We start from the raw sequence: 22,825 nt of genomic DNA, 5'->3' as shown, positions 1-22,825 counted from the left end.
AACCGGTGGCGAATGGGCTGGAAAGAATGAGGTCACGGCCCGCTGAGAATCCACTCCCGGGCCGGTGATGTGTCCCGTCCAATACACGTCGCGACCATAGGACAGCCAACCTGAGGGAATTGCCAGAAACGGACATTTCCCCAGCTAGCGGCGCTTGATGACCCGGCCGAAGGAGCGGATGAGCAGCGGTGCGACGATGGCCGCGAACAGCACCAGCGCGGCCCAGCCGCCGAACCCGCCGAGCCCCGCGCCGCGGTAGGAGGCCGGCTCGGCCTCGCGCCAGTTCTTCGAGCCGCCGTTGGCAAGGTCGTCCGCCCCGGCGTCCGCGGTGACCTGGCCCGCGTCCGGCGCGGCGGGGCCGGTGGAGGTGCCGTCGGTGTCCCCGGCGCCGCCGCTGGTCAGCTTGTCCACCCCGCCGAGCGCGGCGAACGGGTCCGGCGGGCTCTCCGAGCCGGCGCCGAGGCTGCCGTGGAAGGTGGGGTTGGCGCAGTTGCCCGGGTTGAGCTGCTTGGCGGGCTGGCCGGTCAGCCTGGCGATGGAGTTCATCATTTCCTGGGACAGGTTCGGTGGCAGCGGAGAGTATCCGATAGCGGCCATGTTCACCTGTCCCTGACAGGCTATGTGATCCAGGAATCGGGACAGCGTCTCGGTTTTCCCGGGATCGGCGTAACCGCCACGGCAGGTGTCGCGGTCCGGTGAAGGCAAACACGGTGCCATTACATAGGAGTAAGCGGAGATGGGATAGGTGAGCGGATCCGGATTGCCGTACACCCCGCTCAGTTCCTGGCTGAGATCGGGCCGCAGGGTGGCCCTGGTCAGTGCGGCCGCGATGTTCTTGGCATAGGGCTGCACCCATTGCCCGCCGGCATTGCCCACCCAGGCGGCCTGTGCCCGGTGCTTCTTGGCGTAGGCGAACTCGTCGTAGCCGATCGTCCACGGCGTGCCCGAGACGAACTGGGCGATCTGGTCCGAGCCGCTCTGCAGGTTGTAGTTGTACCGGCCGACCACCTGGGCGTTCTGCAGGTCGATCGGGCGGACGTCGGGCAGGAAGCCGCCGAGGCCGGAGCGGGTCATGAAGCTGCGGTAGGCCTCCGGTGCGGCGTGCGCGACGAAGTCGTAGAACAGCGCGGTGGTGCCGGACTGGCCGCTGCGGCCGACCAGCAGGATCGGCTGGTCCGGAAAGGCCTTGCCGCCGTTGGTCTGCGCGATGGCCGGATCGGACCAGCGGGTGATGTCCCCGCTGAAGATCCGGCCGATGGTGCGCTGGTCGAGGTGCAGGTAGTCGACCGGGGCGCCGCCGGCGTCGGTGATGTTGTACATGACCGCGATCGCGCCAGCCACGTCCGGGATGTACTGGTAGCCGCGTTCCCTGGTCCGCGCGCCGCCGACACCAGCCTTCTCCAGCGAGGTGACCTCCGCTTCGGTGCCGGCGAAGTCCGCGGTCTGCAGGCCGTACCGGTTGACCCCGTCCGGGGAACCGTTGAGGCCGCTGTAGCTGGCCGGGATGCCCTTGCTGTTCGCCCCCGGCACCCAGTCGTCCATGGCAGGGCCCACGTAGGTGGAGCCGCCGCCGGTGACGCTGGTCGCGGCGAGCGCGGTGGCCGGGCCGAGCAGCTGCGCCGGCACCGCGAGGAACAGGCAGCCGAGCAGGACGGCAAGCCGGCGGCTTAGGTTGCTGCGCACGGGTTCCTCTCTCAGCCGAAGCGGCCGTTGACGTAGTCGTAGGTGCGTTCGTCGTCCGGGGCGGTGAAGATCTGTTCGGTCGGCCCGTGCTCGATCACCCGTCCCGGCTCGTTCTCCGCGGCGAGGAAGAACGCGCAGTGGTCGGAAACCCGTTGGGCCTGCTGCATGTTGTGCGTCACGATGACCACGGTGATCTCGTGCCCGATCTCGGCGATGGTCTGCTCGATCCGCCGGGTGGAGGTCGGGTCGAGCGCGGAGCACGGCTCGTCCATCAGCAGCACGTTCGGCCGCACGGCCAGCGAACGGGCGATGCACAGCCGCTGTTGCTGGCCGCCGGAGAGCGCGCCGCCCGGCGAGCCCAGCCGGTCCCGCACCTCGCGCCAGAGCCCGGCCCGGTCCAGGCTCTGCTCGACCAGCGCGTCCTTGTCGTCGCACTTGAGCCCGGCCAGTTTCAGCCCGGCCAGCACGTTGTCCTTTATGGACATTGCGGGGAACGGGTTCGGCTTCTGGAACACCATGCCAACCCGCAGCCGCACCTGCTGCGCCCTGGTGCCCTCGGCGTAGATGTCCTTGCCGTCCAGCAGTACCTCGCCGGCCAGCGATGCCGAGGGCACCAGCTCGTGCATCCGGTTGAGGATGCGCAGGAAGGTCGATTTGCCGCAGCCGGACGGCCCGATCAGCGCGGTCACCTCCCTGGCCGGCATGTGCAGCGAAACGTCCTCGAGCACCAGCCGGTCGCCGAACCAGGCCGCCACCGCACGCGACTCCAGCGCCGCGGCGCCCACCGGCGGCCCGCCGAGCAGGGTCACCGGCTTCGTGCTGGCTTCGCGGCCTTCTTCCGGCTCGGCTTCTAGATAGCCGATCTGCTGGCTGGTCACCTGGTCTCCCGTCTTGGCCGGACACGGCCGGTACGTCGTTTCGAGCGGTCCCTGCCGACCAACCTGGCCAGCGCGAACAGCGTGAAGATGAGCAGGATCAGCACCAGCGCGCCGACATAGCCGCGCTGCTGCACCGCTTCCACCGGCTGCTGGACGTACCGGTAGACGAACAGCGGCAGGCTTTCCTGCGCCCCAGCGAACGGGTTGGCGTTCATCAGGGTCAGGCCGTAGGAGGTGAACAGCAGCGGCGCGGTCTCGCCGACCACCCGCGCCACGCCGAGGATGACCGCGGTGGTCACCCCGGTGCGCGCGGTGGGCAGCACCACCGACCACACCGTCCGCGCCCGGCTGGCGCCCAGCGCCAGTGATGCTTCGCGCAGCCCGTCGGGCACCAGGCGCAGCACCACGTCCACCGTCCTGGTCACCGTCGGCAGCATGATCATGGTCAGCGCCAGCGTGGCCATCACGCCGTTGTAGCTCAGGAACGCGACGCCGCGCTGCACGTTCGGGATGATCAGGGCGGCGTAGACGAACAGCCCGGCGATGATCGAGGGCAGCCCGCTCATCGCGTCCACGAAGATCCGCACCGGCTTGCGGAACCGGGAGCGGGTCTCGTTCAGGAAGATCGCGGTGAGCAGGCCGAGCGGCACCACGAACAGCAGCGTGATGCCGGTCTGCTGCAGGGTGCCCACGATGGCGTGCGCGCCGCCGCCCGCGGTCGCCGGATCGGACGGGCCGGCGGTGGACATGTCCTCGGTGAAGAAGTTCAGCCGCAGGTTCGGGGCGCCCTCGGCGACCACGTAGGCGAGCAGGAACAGCAAGGGCAGCAACAGGCCCAGTGCGCCGGTGAAGACCACAGTGGACACCAGCTTGTCCATCGCGGCCAGCCTGCCGAGCCGGTCGCGGGTCACCAGGTAGAGCATGCCGAGGAAGAGCAGGTAGCCGACCGCGAGATCGGCCGGCCAGCCGGGGGAGACCAGCAGCACGTGCAGCACGAACCAGGACAGCAGCGCCGCCGAGACCGCGCAGCCCAGCGCCGCCAGCCGGTCCTCCGGGGTGGCGGCGGCGGTGCGGCGGCGGACCAAGGGCCGGCGCCGCTCGGTCTCCGTCTCCGGCGGATGGGTGGTGACCATCAGGCGTCCACCCCCGCGCCGGAGCGGCTGCGCGAGATGATCACCGAGGCAGAGAAGTTGGTGGCCAGGGTGAACGCGAACAGCACCAGCCCGGCCGCCATCAGCCCGTTCAGGCCGAGGTCCGCGATCCCGGAGTTGCGCGCGATGAAGCCGGAGATGGTCGCGCCGCCGGACTGCAGGATCTTGTCGGTGAGCACCGGAACCTGCGGCAGCAGCAGGGAGACCGCGATCGTTTCGCCGAGCGCCCTGCCCAGCCCGAGCATCGAGCCGCCGATGATGCCGCCGCGGCCGAACGGCAGCACCACGCTGCGCACCATGCCCCAGCGGGTGCTGCCCAGCGCCAGCGCGGCCTCCTTCTCACCGGGCGGGGTCTGCGTGAACACCTCGCGGATGACCGAGGTGGTGATCGGCAGCACCATCAGCGAGACCACGATGCCAGCGATGAACATCGACCCGGTCAGCTCGGCGCCGCGATCGGTGGCCAGCAGCGGGAACCAGCCGAAGTTGTCGGTCAGCCAGGCGGAGATCCCGGCGATGTGCGGACCGAGGAAGCTGTACCCCCACAGCCCGTAGAGCAGGCTGGGGATCGCGGCCAGCAGGTCGACCAGCCCGGTCAGGAAACCGCGCAGCCGCACCCCGGCGTACTCGGTGATGAACATCGCGGCCAGCACGCTGATCGGCACCGCGATGGCGACCGCGATCAGCGCCACGGTGACCGTGCCGGCGAGCAGGCCGAGCACGCCGAGCACCGGCTCGGCGCCGCTGGGGTCGAACCGGACCGTGCTGAAGAAGCCGAAGCCGGACCGCTCGAACGCGGGCGCGGCCTGCAGCACGAGGAAGAACCCGACCAGCACCAGCAGCACCAGCACGGTGAGCCCGGCGCCGGTGGCCAGCCGGCGGAAAGCCTTGTCGGCGCGGGACGGCAGGTCCGCGACCGGCCGTCGGACGGGGGAGCCCGGTGGCGGATCCGGCCGGGTCACGGCGGTGGTCACAGGCGTCGTTTTCCTTAGCAGGTAGGGAATTCGCAAATGGAGTAAGGCAGGGCGGCAGGCCCCCGCTTTGCCAGCAGTATGAATCGGGCGGGGGTGGGTGTAGGTGATCGAACGGTGAACGCCCGACGGGACGGTCGTGAATCACCGTCCGCGGCGAGCGCTGGGCGTTGACCGTGCTGTCGGCGGTCGCGGACTGTGGTGCCGTGCTGAGCAAAGATCGTGCCGGGAAATCCGGGAAATCACTAGGCGGGCGGCTGCTGATCGTCCTCGGCTGCGCGCTGCTGGCCACGCTGGCCGTCACCCCGGTCGCCGCTGCGGCGGACCCGCCGCCGCTGCCGCCGTACCAGATCACCACCCAGCCCGCCGACCTGTCGAAGGTGCAGGACGGCGACCAGGTGCGGGTGACCATCGCCGGGCTGCCCGCTGGTGCATCGGCGACCCTCTCGCTGTGCCCGGATCCGTTGCGGGACAACCTGGTCAGCCGGACCGCGATCGCCAGGGTGAACGCGTACTGCCTCCCGGTGGCCAGTGAGACGGTGGCCGGTTTCGACGCCGGCTCGGTCACCAAGAAGCGGAACTCGGCGACCGGCGAGATCGTGCTCGACTACACCGTGGTGCGGGGCGCCACGCAGGTCAACACCGTTTCGGAGAAGGCACCCGGCGGTGCCACCGGCACGGTCGACCACGACTACTCCTACCGCTGCGACGAGGCGAACCCGTGCGCGCTCTGGCTGCTGATCGGCGCGCGGATACCGCCGAGCCGGGTGAACACGGTGGAGCTGAACGGTTCGGTGAAGGTCGCTCCGCTGCCCAGCGCCGGCGTGCCGCAGGGCTGCGCGGACCCGGACCAGGCGGCCTCCTTCACCGCGTCCCTGCCCGAGCGGCTCGGCAAGACGAGCCAGCGGTGGAACGAGTTGCTGTGCGCGCCGACCGGTGGCCCCACCCCGGCCGCGTCGGTCCGGCTGGCCGAAGGTGAGGCGCTGGCCGGGTTCGACGGCGGGCAGCGGGACGTGGCGTTCACCGGCTCCGGCACCGCGCTGAGCACGGACTCCACCAGGAAACGGGTGCACGTGCCGGCCGCGCTCAACGCCGCCGTGGTGGCGGTGGTGGGCACCCGGCAGGTCGGTACCGAGGACAACGTGCCGAACCCGATCGTCGGGCCGATCCGCGACGAGGTGAAGTTCGACTGGCCGGAGGTGGCCGAGATCGCCGCCAAGCGGTTCGACAACACGACCGGGGGCGTACTGCGCGACGGAGGCCCGGCGGTGACCCGCAACCAGGTGCTGGCGGATATGGCCGCGCTCGACCGGCTCAGCGACCTCGGCGCGATGATGGGCCGGGACACGGTGCCGCTGCTGCTCAGCGACGCGCTGGCGGACCGCGCGCCGGAGCAGTGGAAGTTCAGCACCGCGGGCGCTTCCGGCGGGGCCAAGGCCGGCAAGCCGGTCGGGGTGCTGACCGACTTCCTCGACCTCAGCCCCGGCCAGATCCCCAACGTCACCCGTCCGGCGACCACCAAGGTCGGCCTGCGCTCGGCGATGAAGGAATGGGCCTCCGGCACTGCCTGCGGCAACGCACCCAAGGGGCTGTGCGCCGGTTACGTGCTGACCGACCTGGCCACCGCCACCGAGTTCGGCTGGACCCCGATCGCGCTGCCGAACTCGGCGGGCGAGTTCGTCTCGCCCACCCCGCAGTCGCTGGCCGCCGGCGCCGCGCACCTGGCCGAGGCCGAGGACGGCACGCTGCGTCCCGGTGACACCGGCGCGGACCCCGGTGCGTACCCGCTGACCTTCGTGGAATACGCGGTGGCGCCGGAGAACCCGCTGGTGGACTCGGAATGCCGGGCGCTGGTGGACCGGCAGCGCACGCTGGCGGAGTTCCTCGGCATGCTGGCCGGCGCCGGGCAGGACAACCTCGGCCCCGGCCTGGTCAAGCTGACCCCGCAGCTCGCGGAGCTGGCGAAGCAGCAGGCTGCGAAGGTCGGTGGCGGCACCATGGAAGGCGCCTGCGCCGAACTGCCGGGCGCCGGTGACGGCCATGGCGCGGCCGCCGGGGACAACGGGCCCGGCACCGGTTCCGGGCCGGGGCTGCCGGCCAGCGGGCCTGGCCCGGCGAACGGCCCGGCAGGCCCGGCAGCGGACGGCGCGAAGGTGCCCACCCCGGCCACCGTGCAGGAGGCCAAGAAGCTGGCCGACTCCGTGCAGCTGTCGCCGCCGTTCGCCGGCGGGGTGCTCGGCGCGCTGATCCCGCTGCTGGCGCTGGCCGTGCTGGTGATGCTGCCCTCGGCCACCGCGTACCTGGCCGCCGGGCGCCCGGTGCCGCCCAGGCTGCTGAACACGCTGCGCCGGTTCGGCTCGCTGCTGCCCGGTCGTCGTCGCACCACCGAGTTCGTGCCCGCATGAGACACGCCGTTGAAGCACCGGGGTACGCCCGGTTCAGTCCACAGTGGATTGTGGCGGTGCTGGCCGGCTGGCTGGTGACCACCGTGGTCTGTTTCGCGCTGGTCGTCTACGCGCTGGGCCCGATGCTGCAGGCCGGTGACCAGCGAGCCGCGCTGGACGGCGTCCGGGCGGACATCGACAAGGCGCTGGGGCAGACCCAGAGCCTGCTCGGCGCCGCGCCGCCGAGCAGGCCGGCCGAGTTCGGCTCGCCGGTGGCGGTGCTCGAGGTGCCGCGGCTGGACCTGCGGCAGGTGGTGCTGGAGGGCGTGCTGCCCGGCCAGACCGCGGCCGGGCCGGGGCACGTGCCCGGCACCTCCGGCATCGGCCAGCCTGGCAACGCGGCGCTGGCCGGCCGTAACTCGGGCTACGGCGGGCCGTTCGGCAGGCTCGGTGAGCTGCGGCCGGGGGACGAGATCGTGGTCGCCACCACCCAGGGCCGGTCCGCCTACCGGGTCACCGAGACGGTGCGCCGCGCACTCGACGAGACCGCCGACTACGGCAAGACCGCCAACGACCGGCTCACCATGGTCACTTCGGCGTCCTGGTGGCCGCTGGCCTCGTCCCAGGCCACCGTGGTGACCGCCGAGCTGGTCGGCAAGCCGTTCCGGCCGACCCCGCAGAACGGCAGGGCCGAGGCGCAGGACGGCCGCTCCGGCGACACCGGCGCTTGGGCGTCGCTGCTGCTTTCGCTCGGCGGCTTCGTCGCCGCCGCGGCCGGTGCCACCTACCTCTACCGCCGCTGGCGTCCGGTCTCCACCTACGTGATCACCGCCCCGGCCCTGCTCACCCTCGCCGCACTTGCTGCCACCTCCCTCTGGCACCTCCTCCCCGCCTGGTCCTGACCCGGCACGACGGAAACCGGCCCGGCAGAAGGGTTCTGCCGGGCCGGTTTCGGTGCGGGAAAGGTCAGGACAGGGTGCAGGTGACGCCGTTGCCGTCAGCGGCCAGCGGCTTGAAGCCGTTCTCGCTCAGCGTGGTGCCCAGCTCGCCGTTGCACAGCGGGCTCGGGCCGCCGAGGTCGAAACCGACCGCGTTCTTGGCCTGCTCGTAGGAGCGGGACCGGGTGTCGAGGATGTGGTACACGGTGCGGGCACCGCGGAAGGCGTCCGCGAAGGTCGGCTCGAGCTTGCCGGTCTGCGCACTGGTGCCGTACGGGGCGCCGTCGTAGCCGGCCCCGCTCAGCGCGCGGACGTCGAAGCCGTTGCGCTTGTCGGTGACCACACCGTTGCCCTGCGCGATGAACTGCGCGATGGAGAACGGGGTGATGCCGCTGGCGTCGACCGCGGTGGCGTCGTTCTCCTGTACCTCGGTGTAGCTGCCGGCGGCGGGCTCGAAGCCGAGCACGGTGCCGGTGAAGAACGAGCGGGTGCCGGAACCGGGCTGCGGCAGGTAGCGGTTGATCGTCGCGTTCGCACCGCCGACCTGGTTCCAGTTGGTGATGGCACCGGTGTAGATGTCCCGCAGCTGGGTGAGGCTCAGCGCGGCGCCGGCGCCGGGGCCGGAAGTCGAGGTGGCCCAGCTCACACCGTCCTTGGCGAAACCGTAGAACTGGAAGGATGCCGGGTCGCTCGCGGACCGGCCGGAGGAGGAGCGGGCGATGTCGATGCAGCCGTCACCGGCGTCGGCGGAGGCCTTCAGCGCGTTCTTGCCAGCCGACGAGCCGTTCGGCGCCGGGGTGCCGCCGGGGCCGTAGGTCTTTGCCGCGCAGAATTCGTCGCCCGGCACCGGGAAACCGCTGGTCGGGGTCGGGGGCACGTTGACGTAGTTGTCCGGGTCGAGGTTCCAGTCGGCCTGGGCGACCGGGGAGTTGGCGTTGGCGAAGATCGCCGCGGTGACGTCCTGGGTGGTGTCCGAGCCCGCCGCCGCGATCACCTCCTGCTTGCCGTTCGGGCCTTCTACCGCGGAGGCGGTACCGGTCAGTACCAAAGACGCGCCGGCGGCCATCGCGGCGACGCCGAGAAGCCGAGTAGTACGAGCACGCATGTTCTTGCACTCTCTTCCTGTCCAGGAATTTCGCACGGGATTCCGTGACAGGTACAGTTTTGTCCTCGTCGGCTGACCGCTTGCGGTGCTTTGTGTTCCCGCCCGACTACTTGATGGTTAAGTCCGGGCGAACGCACGCACGGTGTGCGACGGCTACTCGAAAGATTTGTGTGGCGATTCCCCGCCAATTCGGTACTTGGCCCGCCAGTCCGCCACTTTTTCCCTGCTGTCCAGTACGTCGGCCGAGGGTGCCGCCGCCCAGAAGCGCTCCAGGCCGTGCCTGGCCTCGATTTTCCGGCCGTAGGGGTGGCTGGCGAGTGCGACCAGCCCGGCGTCGGCATAGAGCAGCCAGCGCCAGGTGCCGCCGCTGTTGTGGCTGTACTCCGCCCTGGTCGAGTCGAGATTCTCGCGAAGCCAGTGGATGGCGGCCACGCATTCCCGATTGTCCCGGTAGTTGACCGCGCCGGAACCCAGCGACACATTGTTGCCGCCGAGCAACCGCCATCTGGTCGTATTGCCGGGCGCGCCGACCAGTTGAAATCGTGGTTTCTTCGCCATAACGTGGCTCTCCCCATCATTTTCGCTGGATTAATCAGCGGCGGGGCGGCGTTGGTTACCGATCGCGATGAAGGCGCGATGGCGGCGAGGTGAACTCTCCGCCGCCGAGGGGAGGCCGCGGCACCCGTCCCGGCGTGCGGCCGGGTAGCGTGCTTCGAGGACGGGCAATCATGACCAGCCGACGCGCGCGGTCGCGCGGGCGTGGCCGGGAGGAGTTGAGGATGACGGCGGGCGATGTGGCCGTGGTGACCGGTGCGGGCTCCGGCCTGGGGCGGTCGGTGGCCAGAGCCCTGCTGGACTCCGGCTACCGGGTCGCGCTGGCCGGGCGGCGCGCGGACGCGCTGCACGAGTCGGTGGACGGCGCCGGCGGGGCGCTCGCCGTGCCGACCGACGTGACCGATCCCGCCGAGGTCGAGGCGCTGTTCGACGCGGTGCGCGCCGAGTGGGGCCGGGTGGACCTGCTGTTCAACAACGCCGGCACCTTCGGCCCGGCCGGCACCGTGGACGAGATCTCCTACCAGGACTGGCGCCGGACCGTGGACGTCAACCTGACCGGCGCGTTCCTCTGTGCGCGGCACGCCGTGCGGGTGATGCGGGAGCAGCGGCCGCGGGGCGGGCGGATCATCAACAACGGCTCGATCTCGGCGCACACCCCACGGCCGGGCAGCGCCGCCTACACCGCCACCAAGCACGCCATCACCGGCCTGACCAAGGCGCTATCCCTGGACGGCAGGGCCTTCGATGTCGCTTGTGGACAGATCGACATCGGCAACGCCGCGACCGAGATGACCGCCGGTATCGCGACCGGCGCGAAGCAGGCCGACGGCCAGGTGGTGCCCGAACCCGTGTTCGACGCCCGGCACGTGGCCGACGCCGTGCTCTACATGGCAGGCCTGCCACTGGACGCGAATGTGCAGTTCCTGACAGTCACGGCCACCAAGATGCCCTTCATCGGCAGAGGCTGATCCTTCCGCTTCGGTTTTCGCACCACCTCTGACCTGCGACGACACGAAGCTCGACAGCGGTCACGCGCAGACTGAAACGATTCGTCGACGTTGAACGATCGAGTTCATGGCGTTGACTAAAGTCGTCGTCAGAGCCCTCGTAGCTCAGCTGGATAGAGCAAGAGCCTTCTAATCTCTAGGTCGCAGGTTCGAGTCCTGCCGGGGGCACCGGTCCAGCCGGTACGCGAACCTTTCGCTCCGTAGTCGCCCTGGTGGGGCGTCTGCGGAGTGTTGGGTTGGGACAGTCGCGTCGCCGGGGATGACGAAGGTGGGTTCGGCCGTGTCGCGGCTGGTGATGTTCACCCGGTGGACGAAGGTCTGCATGATGCGGTACGGGCAGCGTGCTGCTCACTCACGCAGCCACGCCGTGACGTGCTCGATGCCGGCCTGACGTAGCGCGGTCGGTGTCTGGAGGCCGGCCAACAGGACGAGCGGACCCCGGTTGCCCAGGTTCGCCGTGCCTTCCAGTGCCGGACTGGTAGCCAACAGCCGGTCGTGCAGTCGGTTAGCCGCGCGGATACGGTCCCCGATGAGGAGAGCCGACTCCGGCGAGAACTCGGGCTCGACAACCAACAGGCCCGCCGCCACCTCACCGCGCTCCTCGGTTACGGGCACCTCAACGTCGAACGACTTGGCACGGCTGCGACGAACCGGGCCGTGCTCGACGCCGGACTCGCTCCGCCGGGGGCGGCCGGAACGACGGCGGTCACAGCTTCTTGAGCCGCCGCCGATTGGCCGCCAGCACCTCGTCTGACAGGTCCGGGGCGGCGTCCGCGATCGCCCGGGAGAGGATCAGCGCGCCGACCATCTGGCTGAACAGCGCCACCGCGCGCTCGCGGGCTTCGGCGGGAGTGAGTTCGGTGCCGGACTGGCGTGCGCGGTCGAGCAGCATGTCGGTGATGGTGGCGAAGTAGCCGTCAAGCCCGCGCCGGTATGCGGCCTGGGCGGCGGCGCCGTGGCGGCCGGCGTCGGATACGAGGGCGGCCGAGGCGCAGCCGATCTCGGGGTGGTCGCGGTGCTCGGCGTTGACGTACCCGTCGACCATGTCGTGCAGGGCCGCGCGCGCCGAGCGGGGATGCGCTTCGCGGATGGCGTCGAGCGCCTCGAGCGAGTCGGCGAAGCCCTGGTGGAGGACTTCGAGAGCGAGGTCGTCCTTCGAGGCGAAGTGGTTGTAAAACCCGCCGTGCGTCATGCCCGCCGACTTCATCAGCTCCTCGATGCCGATGCCGTCGATGCCGCGCAGCCGGAATCCCGCACCGGCCGCGTTGACGATCTTCTCGTGGTTGAGCCGCTTCTGCTCTTGCGTGATGCGGGGCACGTCGACCACCTTCCCGGCAAACTCGTCCCCCGATGATACTCATCATCAAAACGAGAGTGCACGGAGGAGTCCAGGCTTGACAGTTAATGATGACGTCTACAATCATAAATTATGATGGCGGACGTCATCGAAGACTGAAGGGACGGTCATGAACTTCGGAACCATCGGCGCCGGGACGGTCGCGCAGGCCATCGCCGGCCACCTCGTGACGGCCGGCCACAAGGTGACGCTCAGCAACAGCCGCGGCCCGGACACGCTGCTCAACGTCGTGACCCGGCTGGGGCCGCTCGCGAGCGCGGGCACGGCCGACGAAGCGGCCGCCGCCGACATGGTCTTCCTCACCGTGATGTGGTCGCAGGTCGGTGACGCGCTGGCCGGGCTGCCCGAATGGGACGGCCGCATCCTGGTCGACACCACCAACAACCTGGAGTCGATGCTGCCGACCGTCGCCGATCTCGGGGTGGAGACGGCGAGTGAGTTCGTAGCCGATCGTGCGCCGGGCGCGCGCGTGGTCAAGGCCTTCAACACCCTCTACGCCCAGTACATCGCCGCCGATCCCCGGCACACGGAAGGGCGGCAGCTGCTGTTCTACGCCGGTGACGACGAGGCCGCCAAGGCGGATTTCCACACCGTCGCCGACGGCATCGGATTCGCGCCGGTCGACGCCGGGACGCTGCGCGATGGCGGCCGCCTGATGCAGATCGGCGGGCCGCTCTCGGCGCTGCACGCCCTGAGGCAGGAATGAAGCCATGAAGGCACTCGCGTACGAGAAAGCGCACACGCTCGACGCGTTCGCCATCACCATGGCCGAGGTCGCCGAACCTCGGCTACGCGACGGTGACTTGCTGGTCGAAGTCCGTGCGATCGGCATCAACCCGGGTGAAGCGGCGATCCGGCAGACGCGCAGCGCCGAGCCCGGCGGGCAGGTCATCCTCGGCTGGGAGTTCGCCGGGGTCGTGGCCGCGGCCGGGCCCGCGGCCACCGGGTTCGCGGTCGGGGACCGGGTGATGGGTACCGGCGACTTCACCCGCGACGGCAGCTGGGCCGAGCGCGTCGCGGTCGACCACCGGGTGGTTGCCAAGATCCCGGACCGGCTCGCGTTCACCGACGCCGCATCGCTGCCCATCGGTGTCCTCACGGCCTGGGAATCGCTGTTTCGCGACCAGGACGCGCTGCTGCCCGGTGTCGGCCGCGTGCTCGTCATCGGCGGAGCCGGCGGCGTCGGGTCGATGGCCACGCAACTACTCAAGGCCACGACGCCGGCATTCGTGATCAGCACGGCCTCGCGGCCCGAGTCGCGGAAGTGGGCGACGGCAATGGGCGCCGACCTGGTCGTCGACCACCGCGGTGACCTGGCCGGACAGCTCCACACAGCGGGGATCGACCACGTCGACCTGGTGTTCTCGACCTCGGGCACCAGCGGCCATCTGGGGGCGATCGTCGAGGTGCTGCGCCCCTTCGGTCACCTGGCCTCCAGCGACCTCACCGGCCCCTTCGACCCGGGGGCCCTCACCGGAAAGTCACTGTCGCTGCACAGCGAGATGGTGTTCAGCAAGATCGTGGCCGGCGGTGACGTCGGCAGCCAGGGCCGGATCCTCGCCCGGGCAGCGGACGACGTCGCGGCGGGCCGGCTGCGCCCGATCGTTACCGCCACGCTCGAGGGCCTGACCGCCGAGACCATGAAGTCGGCGCACGCCCTCGCCGAGAGCGGCCGGACCATCGGGAAGACCGTGATCCAGGTAACCGGCTGAAGCCGGTGAACGTGTTCGGCTCCACCGTCCCGCCGGTTCTGGCTGCGACATCCACGGCCGCGCATGAAACGCCACCCCCAATGAAAGGAATTCCCTGACATGACAACGGATCTGCTCGACGGTGAATACGTCCCCAGTGCCGACGCGAGGACCCGCGGTCAGGTCGAGCTCTACGAGCGCACCGACGGCCGCGAAGGCACGACGACGGAGGATGGCCCCGTGGTCGTGGTGACCATGCGTGGCGCCCGTTCGGGCAAGCTGCGCAAGGTCGCCCTGATGCGCATCGAGCGTGACGGTGTCTACGCCATCGGCGCGGCGGCCGGCGGCCAGGCTCGCAATCCGAGCTGGTTCCACAACCTCGTGGCGCACCCGACGGTGCAACTGCAGGACGGTCCCGATCGCCGGTTGATGACCGCCCGGGTAGCCGAAGGTGCGGAGCGGGAGAACTGGCTGGCCTACGCCGACGAGCTCTACCCGTTTTTCGCCGACTTTCGCGCCCGGGCCGTCGAGGCCGGCAACCGCGAGGTGCCGCTGATCCTGCTCGAACCCACCGAGAGCTGACCGGACTCGCCACGGGCGCCCGGGCTCGCACCCGGGCGCCCGCCATCCGGCCGACGCCGACCGAGCGTGAGGTTATGGGTCAGCTCGGTCCGCCGCCACCGGCGGCGCTACGAACACGGGTACCTGCAGCTTCAACGCCAAGTTCAAAACGTTGCCGAAGCCAAAGAGGAATGTGAGCCCGATGACCAGCCCCATCGTGACCGTGACAAAACCGAGCAACTGTCTGCGCGTTGGCGTTCATGAGGGTCTCCCACCCGAGCCCAGAAGCTCGAAAGTCTCCTCGACCTAGGCGCGGACGTCAGGGTACGTATTCCGCGCCGCCGGGCCACCCGTAGCTGCCGTCGAACGTCCCAATGAAGGCGCCTCTCGCGGGGGACGAGCGTCAGACGGTAATACGGCCGGAGCGCGGGGAGATCGAGGAATGACCGACGAACACGCCGCGGCGGCAACACGGCAGATCGACGTGACGCACCTGCCCGAGGAGGTCGTGGAACTCATCGATGCCCTCCCGCCCGGCGAGGACCTGGTCGTCACGCGGGACGGCGAGCAGGTCGCGACGATCTCCAGCACGCCCGGCTCGCCGGACGAGGCTGCCGAACAGCTGGACTACGACGACCTGACCGTCGTCGCCACCGCGATGAAGCTGTCGGCCTCGGCCCGGAGGGCGCTGTCCGCCGAGCTCGGCACGGACTACCTCGTGCTCGACCTGCACGCGGCACCGCCGACAGCCGAGGTGCTGCTGGCGCCCCCGGCCAGCCCGCAGTTGATCGGAAACCTCCGGTCGATGTTCCCGAGTGCCCGCATCATCATCGCCGAGATCGAGGACAACGACCTCGGGGTCAGCTATCACGGCCCGATCCGCCGCATGCTCGACGCCGGCGCCGAGAGCTACCTGACCTCGACCGCCATCCCGCGGCTGGCCAAACAGCTCGACCACGCCATCACCCAGCGCCACCAGATCACCGGCGGCGCAGCCGCCCGACTCCGGATCGAGCCTCCTGCGGAGCTGCCGAAACCTCCAGGATGAACACCCGCCCGCCAAACGGCATGACAGGGCGTTTCAGCGTTCCGCCAATGGATCAGGGGCGAGTGCGGTGGCGGAAAGCTTGCCGCGCGGTGCGGCGGCGTCCGCGGTCCCCAGGCACTTTCCGCTGTCGAACAGTCCCAGTTCGTAGTGCACGATGTGTTCGTCGTGTCCGCTGACGGCAATTCCGATGTCGTAGGAGCGAGGGTGGAGGACTTCGCCGAGGTAGGCCACGCTGTAGCACCAGGGGAGGTATCGGGGAAGGGTCTTGGCAGCGTCGTCTCCCAGCAGTCCGTGTGCATACGACGCGATCGCCTCGTCGTACCAGCCCAGTTGGGCAATGTAGTTGACGTGCCGGTTGAGGTCGACGTCCCTGACGCGGCTGTGGACGGTGGCAGCGGCGGGGTAGTGCTGCCGCTCGCGGCGACGAGGCTCGGGTTTCGCCGCGACTGCCGCACCGGTTTCCGGCAGTCGCAGCTCCTCGAGGTCGGCGAGCAGTTCGTCCGGCAAGGTGATCGGCCCTGACTCGTCGGCGAGGACGATGGTGGCCTCAGCCGTGGCGACGAGGTGCCCGTCGACGAACATGCCCTGACCGTAGGTGTACGAGGACCGCCCGATCGCGCGGATACCGGTGCCGATCCGGACGGTCGCGCCGACCTTGCCGAACGCCGTCTGCCGTTCGACGCGCTGACCGACGAACAGGATCTGGTACGGCTTGAACCCGTCGTCAGCCGTGAGCTTGTCGAAACGCGAGAAGCGCAGACCAACGCGGGGATGCTCGAACAGACGCGACAAGGCCACCGTGCTCGTCGTGCCGTCCGGTGCGAGGTCGCCGAACCGTTGCACCACCTGCTGGCGGTCGGGAAAGTCGTCCTCGGCCATCAGCACGGCGTTGGACTGTTCGTCGCTGGTCAACGGTTGTTCCTTTCGGGATGGTCACCAGGCTATGGGCAAGGACCGCAGACCGTCTGCAGTTCGAGACGAGCCAAGCAACGCGAGCGTTCAGAGCGAGATCACCTTCGCGGTGGTCTGGTGGCCGGCGATCAGCAGCAGGTCCGCCAGGCCGACCAGCTCTTCGTCGGAGAGCGCACCCGCGCCGTGCTCGCGGATCAAGACCGCAGCCGTTCCTGCGGGGATATCAATCGTGGACCACGTGCTGGTCCAAGCCATGCACGACTACCAGCGGCAGGGGACCTGGCGCGAGCGACTCCTCGACCTGACCCTGCGCTCATGGGACGCCTACGCCGCGCTGCCACAACTGGCCAAGGACACCAGCCACTACCCAGGCAGCGGACCCGGCAGCCAACTGGTGATCGAGGAAACCCTGCAGGCCCTCAGCGACGCCGGAGTCCCCGAGGAACTCATCCCCGAGTGGTACCACCGGCTGGTGACCCTGTCCGTGTCCCTCATCTCCGCGCACGCAGCCGGCCAATCCTCCGGCCCGACCGAGCAAAAGTGAAGACTGGAAACCTTCCGGGTCATCACACTGGGCGCCGACCCAGCGGACTACCCCGTGCTGGCTCACCACAGTCGCCGCATCCAACCCATCGGTTTCACCCGCGAGAGCTTCCTCGCCACCGTGGAGCTGGTACTGGACGCAGTACCAGCGCGCCAAGGACGAAAGGGTACGTAGTGCTGCGGAGCCGCGAGTAGGTGAGTAAACGCGGCCGGCTTGGTGGAATCACAGGGAACGTGGTTCATCAATGCCCGGCATCGCCTCCTGAGCTATGCCGTCCGCCGGGGTGACACCACCGAGGCGGTGTGTTATCAGGAAGGGCGACTAACAAAGGAGTCCCGGATGAATCCCGATCTTCTGCGTAACTACCTCGCCAAGTATCGCGTCAACCGGCGGGACACTCTCCGGATGGCAGGTGCCGCCGGAGCCGCCGCGGTCGCCCTGCCCGCGGGGGCGCAGCCGGCCAGCGCCGAAGCCGACATCGCCCGCATGGCCAGGCCTGACCGGCGTGACGATTTCGATGACACGCCTTTCGACTATGCCGATCCCGCGAACCTGACGGACTGGGCACCGAGCCGGTACGGCGCAGAAGATCAACGAGGCAGTTTCAACGAGGTGACTCCTGGCAAGACCGCGGCGGCTTTGAGCGTGCTCAAACCTGGCCGGCCGGTGCGGACGTACAACCTGGGGGAGCTGATGTGGAACGGCTTCCCCGCGTTCAAGACCGATCCTCGTCGTACCTACGAGCAGCGGCTCACCGTCGCCGGGTATCGGCCTCCGCCGGGGTTCCAGGAGGCAGGTGGCGTGCTGATGACCACCGAACCGCTCGGCGCCAACAAACTCAGCTACCACGAAGAGCGTTTCGCGGCGGAAAAGTCGGCGAAACACCCGGTGCCGCTGGCCACGACCTATCAAATCGCCTCCCAACTCGACAACCTCAGCCACATCGGCGCGGCCGAGTACTACTACAACGGTTTCCGAGGTCCCGACTTAGCCGCCGGCAACGGCGTCACGAAACTGGGCAACGAACACATGGGCCCGGTTGTCACCCGGGGCGTGCTGCTGGACATCCTCGGAATGAAGCTGGCCGCGGGCCGGACCGGGGATCTCGCCGAACCAGCCAGCAACGGCAAGCCGTTGCTGCGGGAGAACTACCGGATCACCGTCGAGGACATCAAGGAAGCGATGGAATTCGGCGGGATCGATCGGATCGCGCCGGGCGATGTAGTGCTGTTTCGCACGGGTTGGAACCAGCTTCTCGCCCGCCGCGATGCGGATGACATCCGCCGGTGGGAGGCCCCGAACGGGATGCCCGGGATCTATTTGCGGGAAGCTCGCTGGCTGGCCCGGTTCCGGCCTGCCGTGATCGGCAGCGACACCTGGGCGCTCGAGGTTCTCGGCAACCCGGTCAACGCTGACGGAGCGGCCTTCCCGGTGCACCAGGAACTGTTGATGCGCAACGGAATCCGGATAGGGGAGTCCTACGTGCTCGACGGGCTCGCCGACGACCGGGTGTATGAATTTGTCTTCGCGGTGACCCCTCAGTTCGCTGAAGGGGCGACCGCGGGGAACACTCCTCCGCTTGCGATGGGACAGCCTCGACGTCGCTGACCTTGCTCGTGAAGGCCGCCTGCGCATCCGCTGGGTGAACGGCGGCCTTCACTTGTGTCTCGGTGGGGCGCCCTTTCCCTGGCGTCTCACCGCACTGCTGTCCGTTCACCGATTAGCGGCCAGCACTGCCGCGAGTCCCTCTTGTAGATCTTTGACGAAATACTCGGGAACCTCCAGCGCCGGGAAATGCCCGCCGCTTTCGGGCGCCCTCCATCGGACGATCTGTCGGTACCGCTCCTGTGCCAAGGGGCGCGGACACTTCTCGACATCGCGGGGATACATGGTGAGTGCCGACGGGACGTCGACCCGAAGTTCGGGGTCCAACGAGTTGTGGCTTTCGTAGTAGATGCGGGCCGCCGAAGCGCCGGTCCGCGTCAGCCAGTACAGGGTCACGTCGTCAAGAACGCGGTCTCTGGAAATCGTCTCGAACGGGCTGTCTTCGGTATCTGACCACTCGGCGAACTTGTCCAGGATCCAGGCGAGCAGCCCGACCGGTGAGTCGACGAGCGAGTAGCCGATGGTCTGCGGTCGGGTCGCCTGCTGCTTCGCGTACGCCGCGCGGTGGCGCCAGAAATCGCGGGTTTCCTCGGTCCACTCGCGCTCGACCGCCGTCAGCCCGTCCGTTGTCAACCCGGGCGGTCCCTCCGCGAACGTTGTGTGGATGCCGAGCACGTGCGCCGGGAACCTGCCGCCGAGAACCGTGGTGATATTGCCTCCCCAGTCGCCGCCGTGCGCGGCGAACTTGGGGTAGCCGAGCCTGCCCATCAGTTCCACCCATGCGGCCGCGATCTTTTCGGTTCCCCACCCGGTGGTGGCCGGCTTGTCGCTGTAGCCAAAGCCCGGTAGTGACGGGACCACGACGTGGAACGCCGGCGCGTCCGCGTCTTTCGGATCTGCCAGCTCGTCCACCACATCGATGAACCGAGCAACGCTGTCCGGCCAGCCGTGCGTCAAGATCAGCGGAGTGGCATCTGCGCGCGAGGATCGGCGGTGCAGGAAATGGATGCCCAGCTCGTCAATGGTGGTGCGGAACTGGCCGATCCGGTTGAGGCGATCCTCGAACGACCGCCAGTCGTACCCGGTGCGCCAGTAGTTCACGACCTCGACGAGGTCGGCGAGCGGAACGCCCTGTTCCCATCGGCGAGGGTCGGGCGCGGCGCGGTAGACCGTTTCGGCCTCCGGTAGCCGCGCCGCGGCCAGTCGCGCGCGCAGATCGTCGAGGTCAGCGTCAGGTGCGTGGGCTTCAAATGCTTGCACGTCGCTGGTTGGACGGGGCATGAGACCTCCTGGCCATCGCGGAACCGGCTAAGACGGTTCTAGCATGGCTTCATGTCGGCGTGCAACCAGCTAAGGTGGTTCCATGCGTGCTGGGTTCCCCGACTTTCGCCTCGGTAACGTGCTGGCGACCAGCTTCACGGCGACGCTGACGGAGCGTAATGGCGACGCTGTGGAGCGCATTCCCACGCCGCACCGACTCGTCGACTGGCTGGCGGTGAGCGGTCTCGCGGTGGACTCCTGCACGACCGCCCAGCTCGACCTCGCTCGGGAACTGAGGGAGTCGATCCACGCCGCCGCGACAGCGGCCGCGATCCAAGGCGCTCTCCCCGCGGCTGCTGTCCAGGTCATCAATGACCGCAGCGCTCAGGGGCGGGCCGCGGCCATCCTGACGCCCGAGGGCAAGCGGCGGTGGCGGCTCAGCTCGGCGTCCTGCGTGGAAGATGCCCTCAGCGTGATCGCCGCCGACGCGATCAGCATCATCGCAGGCGAACGAGACGGAAAACTGGCCTTGTGCGCATCACCAACCTGCCAAGCCGCCTTCTTCGACACCAGCCAAAGCCGCACCCGCAAATGGTGTGACATGAACACGTGCGGGAATCGCCAGAAGAAAGCGCGCTTCAATGCCAACCAGCGGAAAAACCCCAGAGCAGCGGAGTGACCTGTGGAAACCTGCTGCTTTGCGGTTTAGTGGGATTCTTCAGCGCCTCTTCGGAGCAGGTTGTTGAGCTTGTCCACGGCCCAGGTGTCGCCGGCGTCGGCGGCTTGGCGGTACCAGTGCTCGGCCCCGGCGTTGTCACCGCGATGTTGGAGCAGCAGGCCGAGGTTGCCCATGCCCCCGGCGAATCCCGCGTCAGCGGCCTTGCGGTACCAGCGTTCCGCTTCGTCGAGCTGGCCCCGCTTCTCGTGCAGCGCGCCGAGGTTGGCCATGGCAGCGGTCACGCCGTTGTCGACGGCCTTGCGGTACCAGTGTTCCGCTTCGTCGAGTTCACCTCGTTGGTCGTACAGGAGGCCGAGGTTGACCGGAGCGAAGATCGCGCCGGCGTCGATGGCCTTGCGGTACCAGTGCTCGGCCTCCTCGGTCCGGTAGCTCTTGCGGAGCAGATCCGCCAGATCGTGCATGGCCGTGGCGTCACCGGCCTCCGCGGCGCGCCGGTAGGAGACCTCCGCCGGGTCGGCGCCGCTCGGCGCGGCCCGGGGCGCCTCGACGTCGGGCACCTCGGCGGGTGCGGGCGTGCCGCTGGAGATCAGGCTTCCGAGGATGTCGTGGGCGGTCGGTCTGCGCTCGGGAGTTTTCGACATCGCGGCCAGCACCTGGTCGCGCAGTGCGCCGTCCAGACCGCCGAGGCCGGGCTCGCCGGTGAGGATCTGATGCAGCGCGGCCGCCGTCGACTCTCCCCTGAACGGCGGTTCGCCACGGGCGGCGAACGCGACCACCCCACCCCAGGCGAACACGTCGGCGGCGGTCGTGACCTGCTCGGCCCGAACCTGCTCCGGTGCCATGAACGCCGGGGTTCCCATCACCGCGCCGTCCACGCTGAGCCGCGTCAGATCCGTCACCCTGGCGATCCCGAAGTCGATCACCCGCGGCCCGAACGGCGACAGCAGCACGTTCGCGGGCTTCAGATCGCGGTGCACCACCCCGGCGTCGTGAATCGCGGTCAGCGCGGCCACCACGCCGACCGCCAGCGCTTCCAGATCCGCGCCGCGCAGCGGCCCGCTGGTGGCGACGTGGTCGTGCAGGCTGGGGCCGTTGACGAACTCGGTCACCAGGTACGGCGGGTTGGCGTCGGGGTCGGCATCGATGATCGGGGCGGTGCAGAACGGACGCACCCGCTGGGCGGCGGCAACCTCGCGTCTGAACCGCGCCCGGAACACCGGATTGGCGGCGTGCTCGGCGCGAATGACCTTGACGGCCACCGACCGGCCGTCCTTGCCGGACGCCAGATAGACCGCGCCCATGCCGCCCACACCGAGCTGCCGGATCACCCGGTACCGACCGATCCGCCGCGGATCGCCGCCCCGGCGAAGTTTCACCACCACCAGCACGCCTCCACGCCCACGACACCCCTGGCTTCCGACACGAGTCGCCGATCTCTGCGCACTCAGGTTCCTCCTCCAGGCGCCGACACGCCAAGACAAAGTCGCCCGGAATCGCGACTAACCGCCAGGCTCCCACACCGACACCACCTAACTACACGGCGGTGAAGTCCAGCACGAGACGGCCCCGCAGCCCGCCATCGGCCAGTCGCCGGTGCGCCTTGGCCGCCTGGTCGGCGGGCAGCACGTCGGCAACGCGCAGGGTCAGCTCGCCGGCCTCGGCCTGGTCCCGCAGCCGGAGCAACCGGGCGTGATCGGTGGCCCCTTCGGTGACCCAGACCGGGTGCACCCGGATACCGCGGTCGACCGGGCCGTCCCAGCCGCGGATGACGGCGATCCCGCCACGGTCCCGGATCGCCGGGACGACCAGCTCGTGCAGCATCGCCCCGTCGAGCACGCCGTCCACCCCCGCGGGCGCGCACGCGCGGAACCGATCGGCGACGTCGTCACCGCGCGGCACCACCTCATCCGCGCCAAGACCGGCCACCAGCCGCGTGTCGGCCGGTGCGGCGTCGGCCAGCACGCGCAGCCCATCGCTCTTGGCCAGCTGCACCGCGTATCCGCCGAAGGCCCCGGCCGCTCCGGTCACCGCGACGGTGCCGCCGGCCGGCACGGCGAGCAGATCCAGCCCGAGCCTGGCGGTGAGGGCGTTCATCAGCAGCGTGGAAGCGGCCGGGAAGTCCACACCGGACGGAATCGGCACCACCGACTCGGCGGGCACCACGACCAGCTCGGCGTAAGCGCCGCCGCGAGGCTGGTAGGGGCGGACGATCGTGACCACCGCATCCCCTTGCCGGAGCGGGGTGTCGGTGTCCGGTCCGATCGCGTCGACCACGCCCGCCGCGTCCATACCCGGCACATACGGCCCGGGACGGCCGTTGAACCGCGCGCTCGTGGCGCCGGAGCGGAGCAAGGTGTCGGTGGGGTTGACCGAGGCGGCGTGCACCCGGATGCGCACCTCACCACCGCCCGGCACCGGATCGGGCAGTTCGATCACCCGCAGCACCTCGGGTCCACCGAACTCGGTCAGGCCGATCGCGCGCACAACCCTCACCTC

General features: G+C 69.4%; 22 protein-coding genes and 1 tRNA gene. 11 read left to right on the top strand and 12 right to left on the bottom strand.

What is annotated here, in order from left to right:
• Nucleotides 1-144: 144 nt before the first annotated feature.
• The 4 genes from AMYNI_RS0103450 to pstC form a co-directional block, all read right to left on the bottom strand.
• On the bottom strand, nucleotides 145-1,683 hold the full coding sequence (locus AMYNI_RS0103450) for a PstS family phosphate ABC transporter substrate-binding protein (RefSeq protein ID WP_020666575.1): 1,539 nt from the start codon (nucleotides 1,681-1,683) through the stop codon (nucleotides 145-147).
• A gap of 11 nt (nucleotides 1,684-1,694) precedes the next feature.
• Nucleotides 1,695-2,492 (bottom strand): phosphate ABC transporter ATP-binding protein, encoded by a 798-nt coding sequence (locus AMYNI_RS0103445; protein ID WP_157357828.1) that lies wholly within the window; start codon nucleotides 2,490-2,492, stop codon nucleotides 1,695-1,697.
• Between the two features lie 65 nt (nucleotides 2,493-2,557).
• Nucleotides 2,558-3,694, bottom strand: a complete 1,137-nt coding sequence (gene pstA, locus AMYNI_RS0103440; protein WP_020666573.1) for a phosphate ABC transporter permease PstA — start codon at nucleotides 3,692-3,694, stop codon at nucleotides 2,558-2,560.
• The gene (gene pstC / locus AMYNI_RS0103435; RefSeq protein ID WP_020666572.1) at nucleotides 3,694-4,686 is read right to left on the bottom strand and encodes a phosphate ABC transporter permease subunit PstC; all 993 of its coding nucleotides are present in this window, start codon (nucleotides 4,684-4,686) and stop codon (nucleotides 3,694-3,696) included. The genes pstA and pstC overlap by 1 nt, the downstream gene beginning before the upstream one ends.
• 203 nt (nucleotides 4,687-4,889) lie before the next feature.
• On the opposite strand from pstC, the gene AMYNI_RS43520 reads away from it, so the two are divergent.
• Entirely contained in the window at nucleotides 4,890-7,088 is a 2,199-nt protein-coding gene (locus AMYNI_RS43520) for a hypothetical protein (protein WP_157357237.1), read from the top strand.
• On the top strand, nucleotides 7,085-7,969 hold the full coding sequence (locus tag AMYNI_RS0103425; RefSeq protein WP_026360008.1) for a sortase: 885 nt from the start codon (nucleotides 7,085-7,087) through the stop codon (nucleotides 7,967-7,969). The genes AMYNI_RS43520 and AMYNI_RS0103425 overlap by 4 nt, the downstream gene beginning before the upstream one ends.
• A gap of 64 nt (nucleotides 7,970-8,033) precedes the next feature.
• On the opposite strand, the gene AMYNI_RS0103420 is transcribed toward AMYNI_RS0103425, so the two are convergent.
• Nucleotides 8,034-9,110, bottom strand: a complete 1,077-nt coding sequence (locus tag AMYNI_RS0103420; protein ID WP_026360007.1) for a substrate-binding domain-containing protein — start codon at nucleotides 9,108-9,110, stop codon at nucleotides 8,034-8,036.
• A 153-nt stretch (nucleotides 9,111-9,263) separates the two neighbouring features.
• Nucleotides 9,264-9,668: a YegP family protein gene (locus AMYNI_RS0103415; protein WP_020666568.1), complete on the bottom strand. Its 405-nt coding sequence runs from the start codon at nucleotides 9,666-9,668 to the stop codon at nucleotides 9,264-9,266.
• A 221-nt stretch (nucleotides 9,669-9,889) separates the two neighbouring features.
• On the opposite strand from AMYNI_RS0103415, the gene AMYNI_RS0103410 reads away from it, so the two are divergent.
• On the top strand, nucleotides 9,890-10,633 hold the full coding sequence (locus AMYNI_RS0103410; RefSeq protein WP_020666567.1) for an SDR family oxidoreductase: 744 nt from the start codon (nucleotides 9,890-9,892) through the stop codon (nucleotides 10,631-10,633).
• A gap of 133 nt (nucleotides 10,634-10,766) precedes the next feature.
• A tRNA-Arg gene (locus tag AMYNI_RS0103405) sits at nucleotides 10,767-10,840 on the top strand.
• A gap of 180 nt (nucleotides 10,841-11,020) precedes the next feature.
• Here AMYNI_RS0103405 and AMYNI_RS48805 read toward each other — a convergent pair.
• Nucleotides 11,021-11,260: a hypothetical protein gene (locus tag AMYNI_RS48805; RefSeq protein ID WP_020666566.1), complete on the bottom strand. Its 240-nt coding sequence runs from the start codon at nucleotides 11,258-11,260 to the stop codon at nucleotides 11,021-11,023.
• 118 nt (nucleotides 11,261-11,378) lie between these two features.
• Entirely contained in the window at nucleotides 11,379-11,990 is a 612-nt protein-coding gene (locus AMYNI_RS0103395) for a TetR/AcrR family transcriptional regulator (RefSeq protein WP_245573862.1), read from the bottom strand.
• Nucleotides 11,991-12,138: 148 nt separating this feature from the next.
• On the opposite strand from AMYNI_RS0103395, the gene AMYNI_RS0103390 reads away from it, so the two are divergent.
• From AMYNI_RS0103390 to AMYNI_RS0103370, 4 genes are all read left to right on the top strand, one after another.
• Nucleotides 12,139-12,735 (top strand): NADPH-dependent F420 reductase, encoded by a 597-nt coding sequence (locus AMYNI_RS0103390; RefSeq protein WP_020666564.1) that lies wholly within the window; start codon nucleotides 12,139-12,141, stop codon nucleotides 12,733-12,735.
• A 4-nt stretch (nucleotides 12,736-12,739) separates the two neighbouring features.
• Nucleotides 12,740-13,741 carry a zinc-binding alcohol dehydrogenase family protein gene (locus AMYNI_RS0103385; protein WP_020666563.1) on the top strand — a complete coding sequence of 334 codons (1,002 nt, stop codon included), beginning with the start codon at nucleotides 12,740-12,742 and terminating at the stop codon, nucleotides 13,739-13,741.
• 99 nt (nucleotides 13,742-13,840) lie between these two features.
• Complete coding sequence (locus AMYNI_RS0103380) at nucleotides 13,841-14,302, top strand: nitroreductase/quinone reductase family protein (RefSeq protein WP_020666562.1); 462 nt, start codon at nucleotides 13,841-13,843, stop codon at nucleotides 14,300-14,302.
• Between the two features lie 421 nt (nucleotides 14,303-14,723).
• On the top strand, nucleotides 14,724-15,329 hold the full coding sequence (locus tag AMYNI_RS0103370; protein ID WP_020666560.1) for a hypothetical protein: 606 nt from the start codon (nucleotides 14,724-14,726) through the stop codon (nucleotides 15,327-15,329).
• A 33-nt stretch (nucleotides 15,330-15,362) separates the two neighbouring features.
• On the opposite strand, the gene AMYNI_RS0103365 is transcribed toward AMYNI_RS0103370, so the two are convergent.
• Entirely contained in the window at nucleotides 15,363-16,241 is an 879-nt protein-coding gene (locus tag AMYNI_RS0103365) for an acyl-ACP thioesterase domain-containing protein (RefSeq protein ID WP_020666559.1), read from the bottom strand.
• 229 nt (nucleotides 16,242-16,470) lie between these two features.
• Between AMYNI_RS0103365 and AMYNI_RS47005 the strand changes: the two genes are divergently transcribed.
• Nucleotides 16,471-16,785, top strand: a complete 315-nt coding sequence (locus tag AMYNI_RS47005) for a hypothetical protein (protein ID WP_020666557.1) — start codon at nucleotides 16,471-16,473, stop codon at nucleotides 16,783-16,785.
• A 339-nt stretch (nucleotides 16,786-17,124) separates the two neighbouring features.
• Nucleotides 17,125-18,393, top strand: a complete 1,269-nt coding sequence (locus AMYNI_RS0103355) for a cyclase family protein (RefSeq protein ID WP_020666556.1) — start codon at nucleotides 17,125-17,127, stop codon at nucleotides 18,391-18,393.
• A 105-nt stretch (nucleotides 18,394-18,498) separates the two neighbouring features.
• On the opposite strand, the gene AMYNI_RS0103350 is transcribed toward AMYNI_RS0103355, so the two are convergent.
• On the bottom strand, nucleotides 18,499-19,671 hold the full coding sequence (locus AMYNI_RS0103350; protein WP_026360004.1) for an epoxide hydrolase family protein: 1,173 nt from the start codon (nucleotides 19,669-19,671) through the stop codon (nucleotides 18,499-18,501).
• Between the two features lie 82 nt (nucleotides 19,672-19,753).
• On the opposite strand from AMYNI_RS0103350, the gene AMYNI_RS0103345 reads away from it, so the two are divergent.
• Nucleotides 19,754-20,329, top strand: a complete 576-nt coding sequence (locus AMYNI_RS0103345) for a CGNR zinc finger domain-containing protein (protein ID WP_020666554.1) — start codon at nucleotides 19,754-19,756, stop codon at nucleotides 20,327-20,329.
• A 26-nt stretch (nucleotides 20,330-20,355) separates the two neighbouring features.
• Here the strand turns inward: AMYNI_RS0103345 and AMYNI_RS47000 are convergent, their stop codons facing one another.
• Nucleotides 20,356-21,711, bottom strand: coding sequence for a serine/threonine-protein kinase (locus AMYNI_RS47000; protein WP_157357236.1), 1,356 nt, complete (start codon nucleotides 21,709-21,711; stop codon nucleotides 20,356-20,358).
• Nucleotides 21,712-21,862: 151 nt separating this feature from the next.
• Nucleotides 21,863-22,813: a quinone oxidoreductase family protein gene (locus tag AMYNI_RS0103335; RefSeq protein ID WP_020666553.1), complete on the bottom strand. Its 951-nt coding sequence runs from the start codon at nucleotides 22,811-22,813 to the stop codon at nucleotides 21,863-21,865.
• Between the last annotated feature and the right edge of the window lie 12 nt (nucleotides 22,814-22,825).

It is taken from the genome of Amycolatopsis nigrescens CSC17Ta-90 (assembly GCF_000384315.1).
Taxonomy (GTDB): Bacteria; Actinomycetota; Actinomycetes; order Mycobacteriales; family Pseudonocardiaceae; genus Amycolatopsis; species Amycolatopsis nigrescens.
This window is presented reverse-complemented; position numbering and strand designations above follow the sequence as displayed.

Coding starts and splice junctions, on each gene's coding strand:
- AMYNI_RS0103390 (WP_020666564.1), top strand. CDS start 12,139: ATGAACTTCGGAACCATCGGCGCCGGGACGGTCGCGCAGGCCATCGCC.
- AMYNI_RS0103420 (WP_026360007.1), bottom strand. CDS start 9,110: ATGCGTGCTCGTACTACTCGGCTTCTCGGCGTCGCCGCGATGGCCGCC.
- AMYNI_RS0103355 (WP_020666556.1), top strand. CDS start 17,125: ATGAATCCCGATCTTCTGCGTAACTACCTCGCCAAGTATCGCGTCAAC.
- AMYNI_RS0103380 (WP_020666562.1), top strand. CDS start 13,841: ATGACAACGGATCTGCTCGACGGTGAATACGTCCCCAGTGCCGACGCG.
- AMYNI_RS0103425 (WP_026360008.1), top strand. CDS start 7,085: ATGAGACACGCCGTTGAAGCACCGGGGTACGCCCGGTTCAGTCCACAG.
- pstA (WP_020666573.1), bottom strand. CDS start 3,694: ATGGTCACCACCCATCCGCCGGAGACGGAGACCGAGCGGCGCCGGCCC.
- AMYNI_RS0103410 (WP_020666567.1), top strand. CDS start 9,890: ATGACGGCGGGCGATGTGGCCGTGGTGACCGGTGCGGGCTCCGGCCTG.
- AMYNI_RS0103350 (WP_026360004.1), bottom strand. CDS start 19,671: ATGCCCCGTCCAACCAGCGACGTGCAAGCATTTGAAGCCCACGCACCT.
- AMYNI_RS0103370 (WP_020666560.1), top strand. CDS start 14,724: ATGACCGACGAACACGCCGCGGCGGCAACACGGCAGATCGACGTGACG.
- AMYNI_RS0103415 (WP_020666568.1), bottom strand. CDS start 9,668: ATGGCGAAGAAACCACGATTTCAACTGGTCGGCGCGCCCGGCAATACG.
- AMYNI_RS0103385 (WP_020666563.1), top strand. CDS start 12,740: ATGAAGGCACTCGCGTACGAGAAAGCGCACACGCTCGACGCGTTCGCC.
- AMYNI_RS0103345 (WP_020666554.1), top strand. CDS start 19,754: ATGCGTGCTGGGTTCCCCGACTTTCGCCTCGGTAACGTGCTGGCGACC.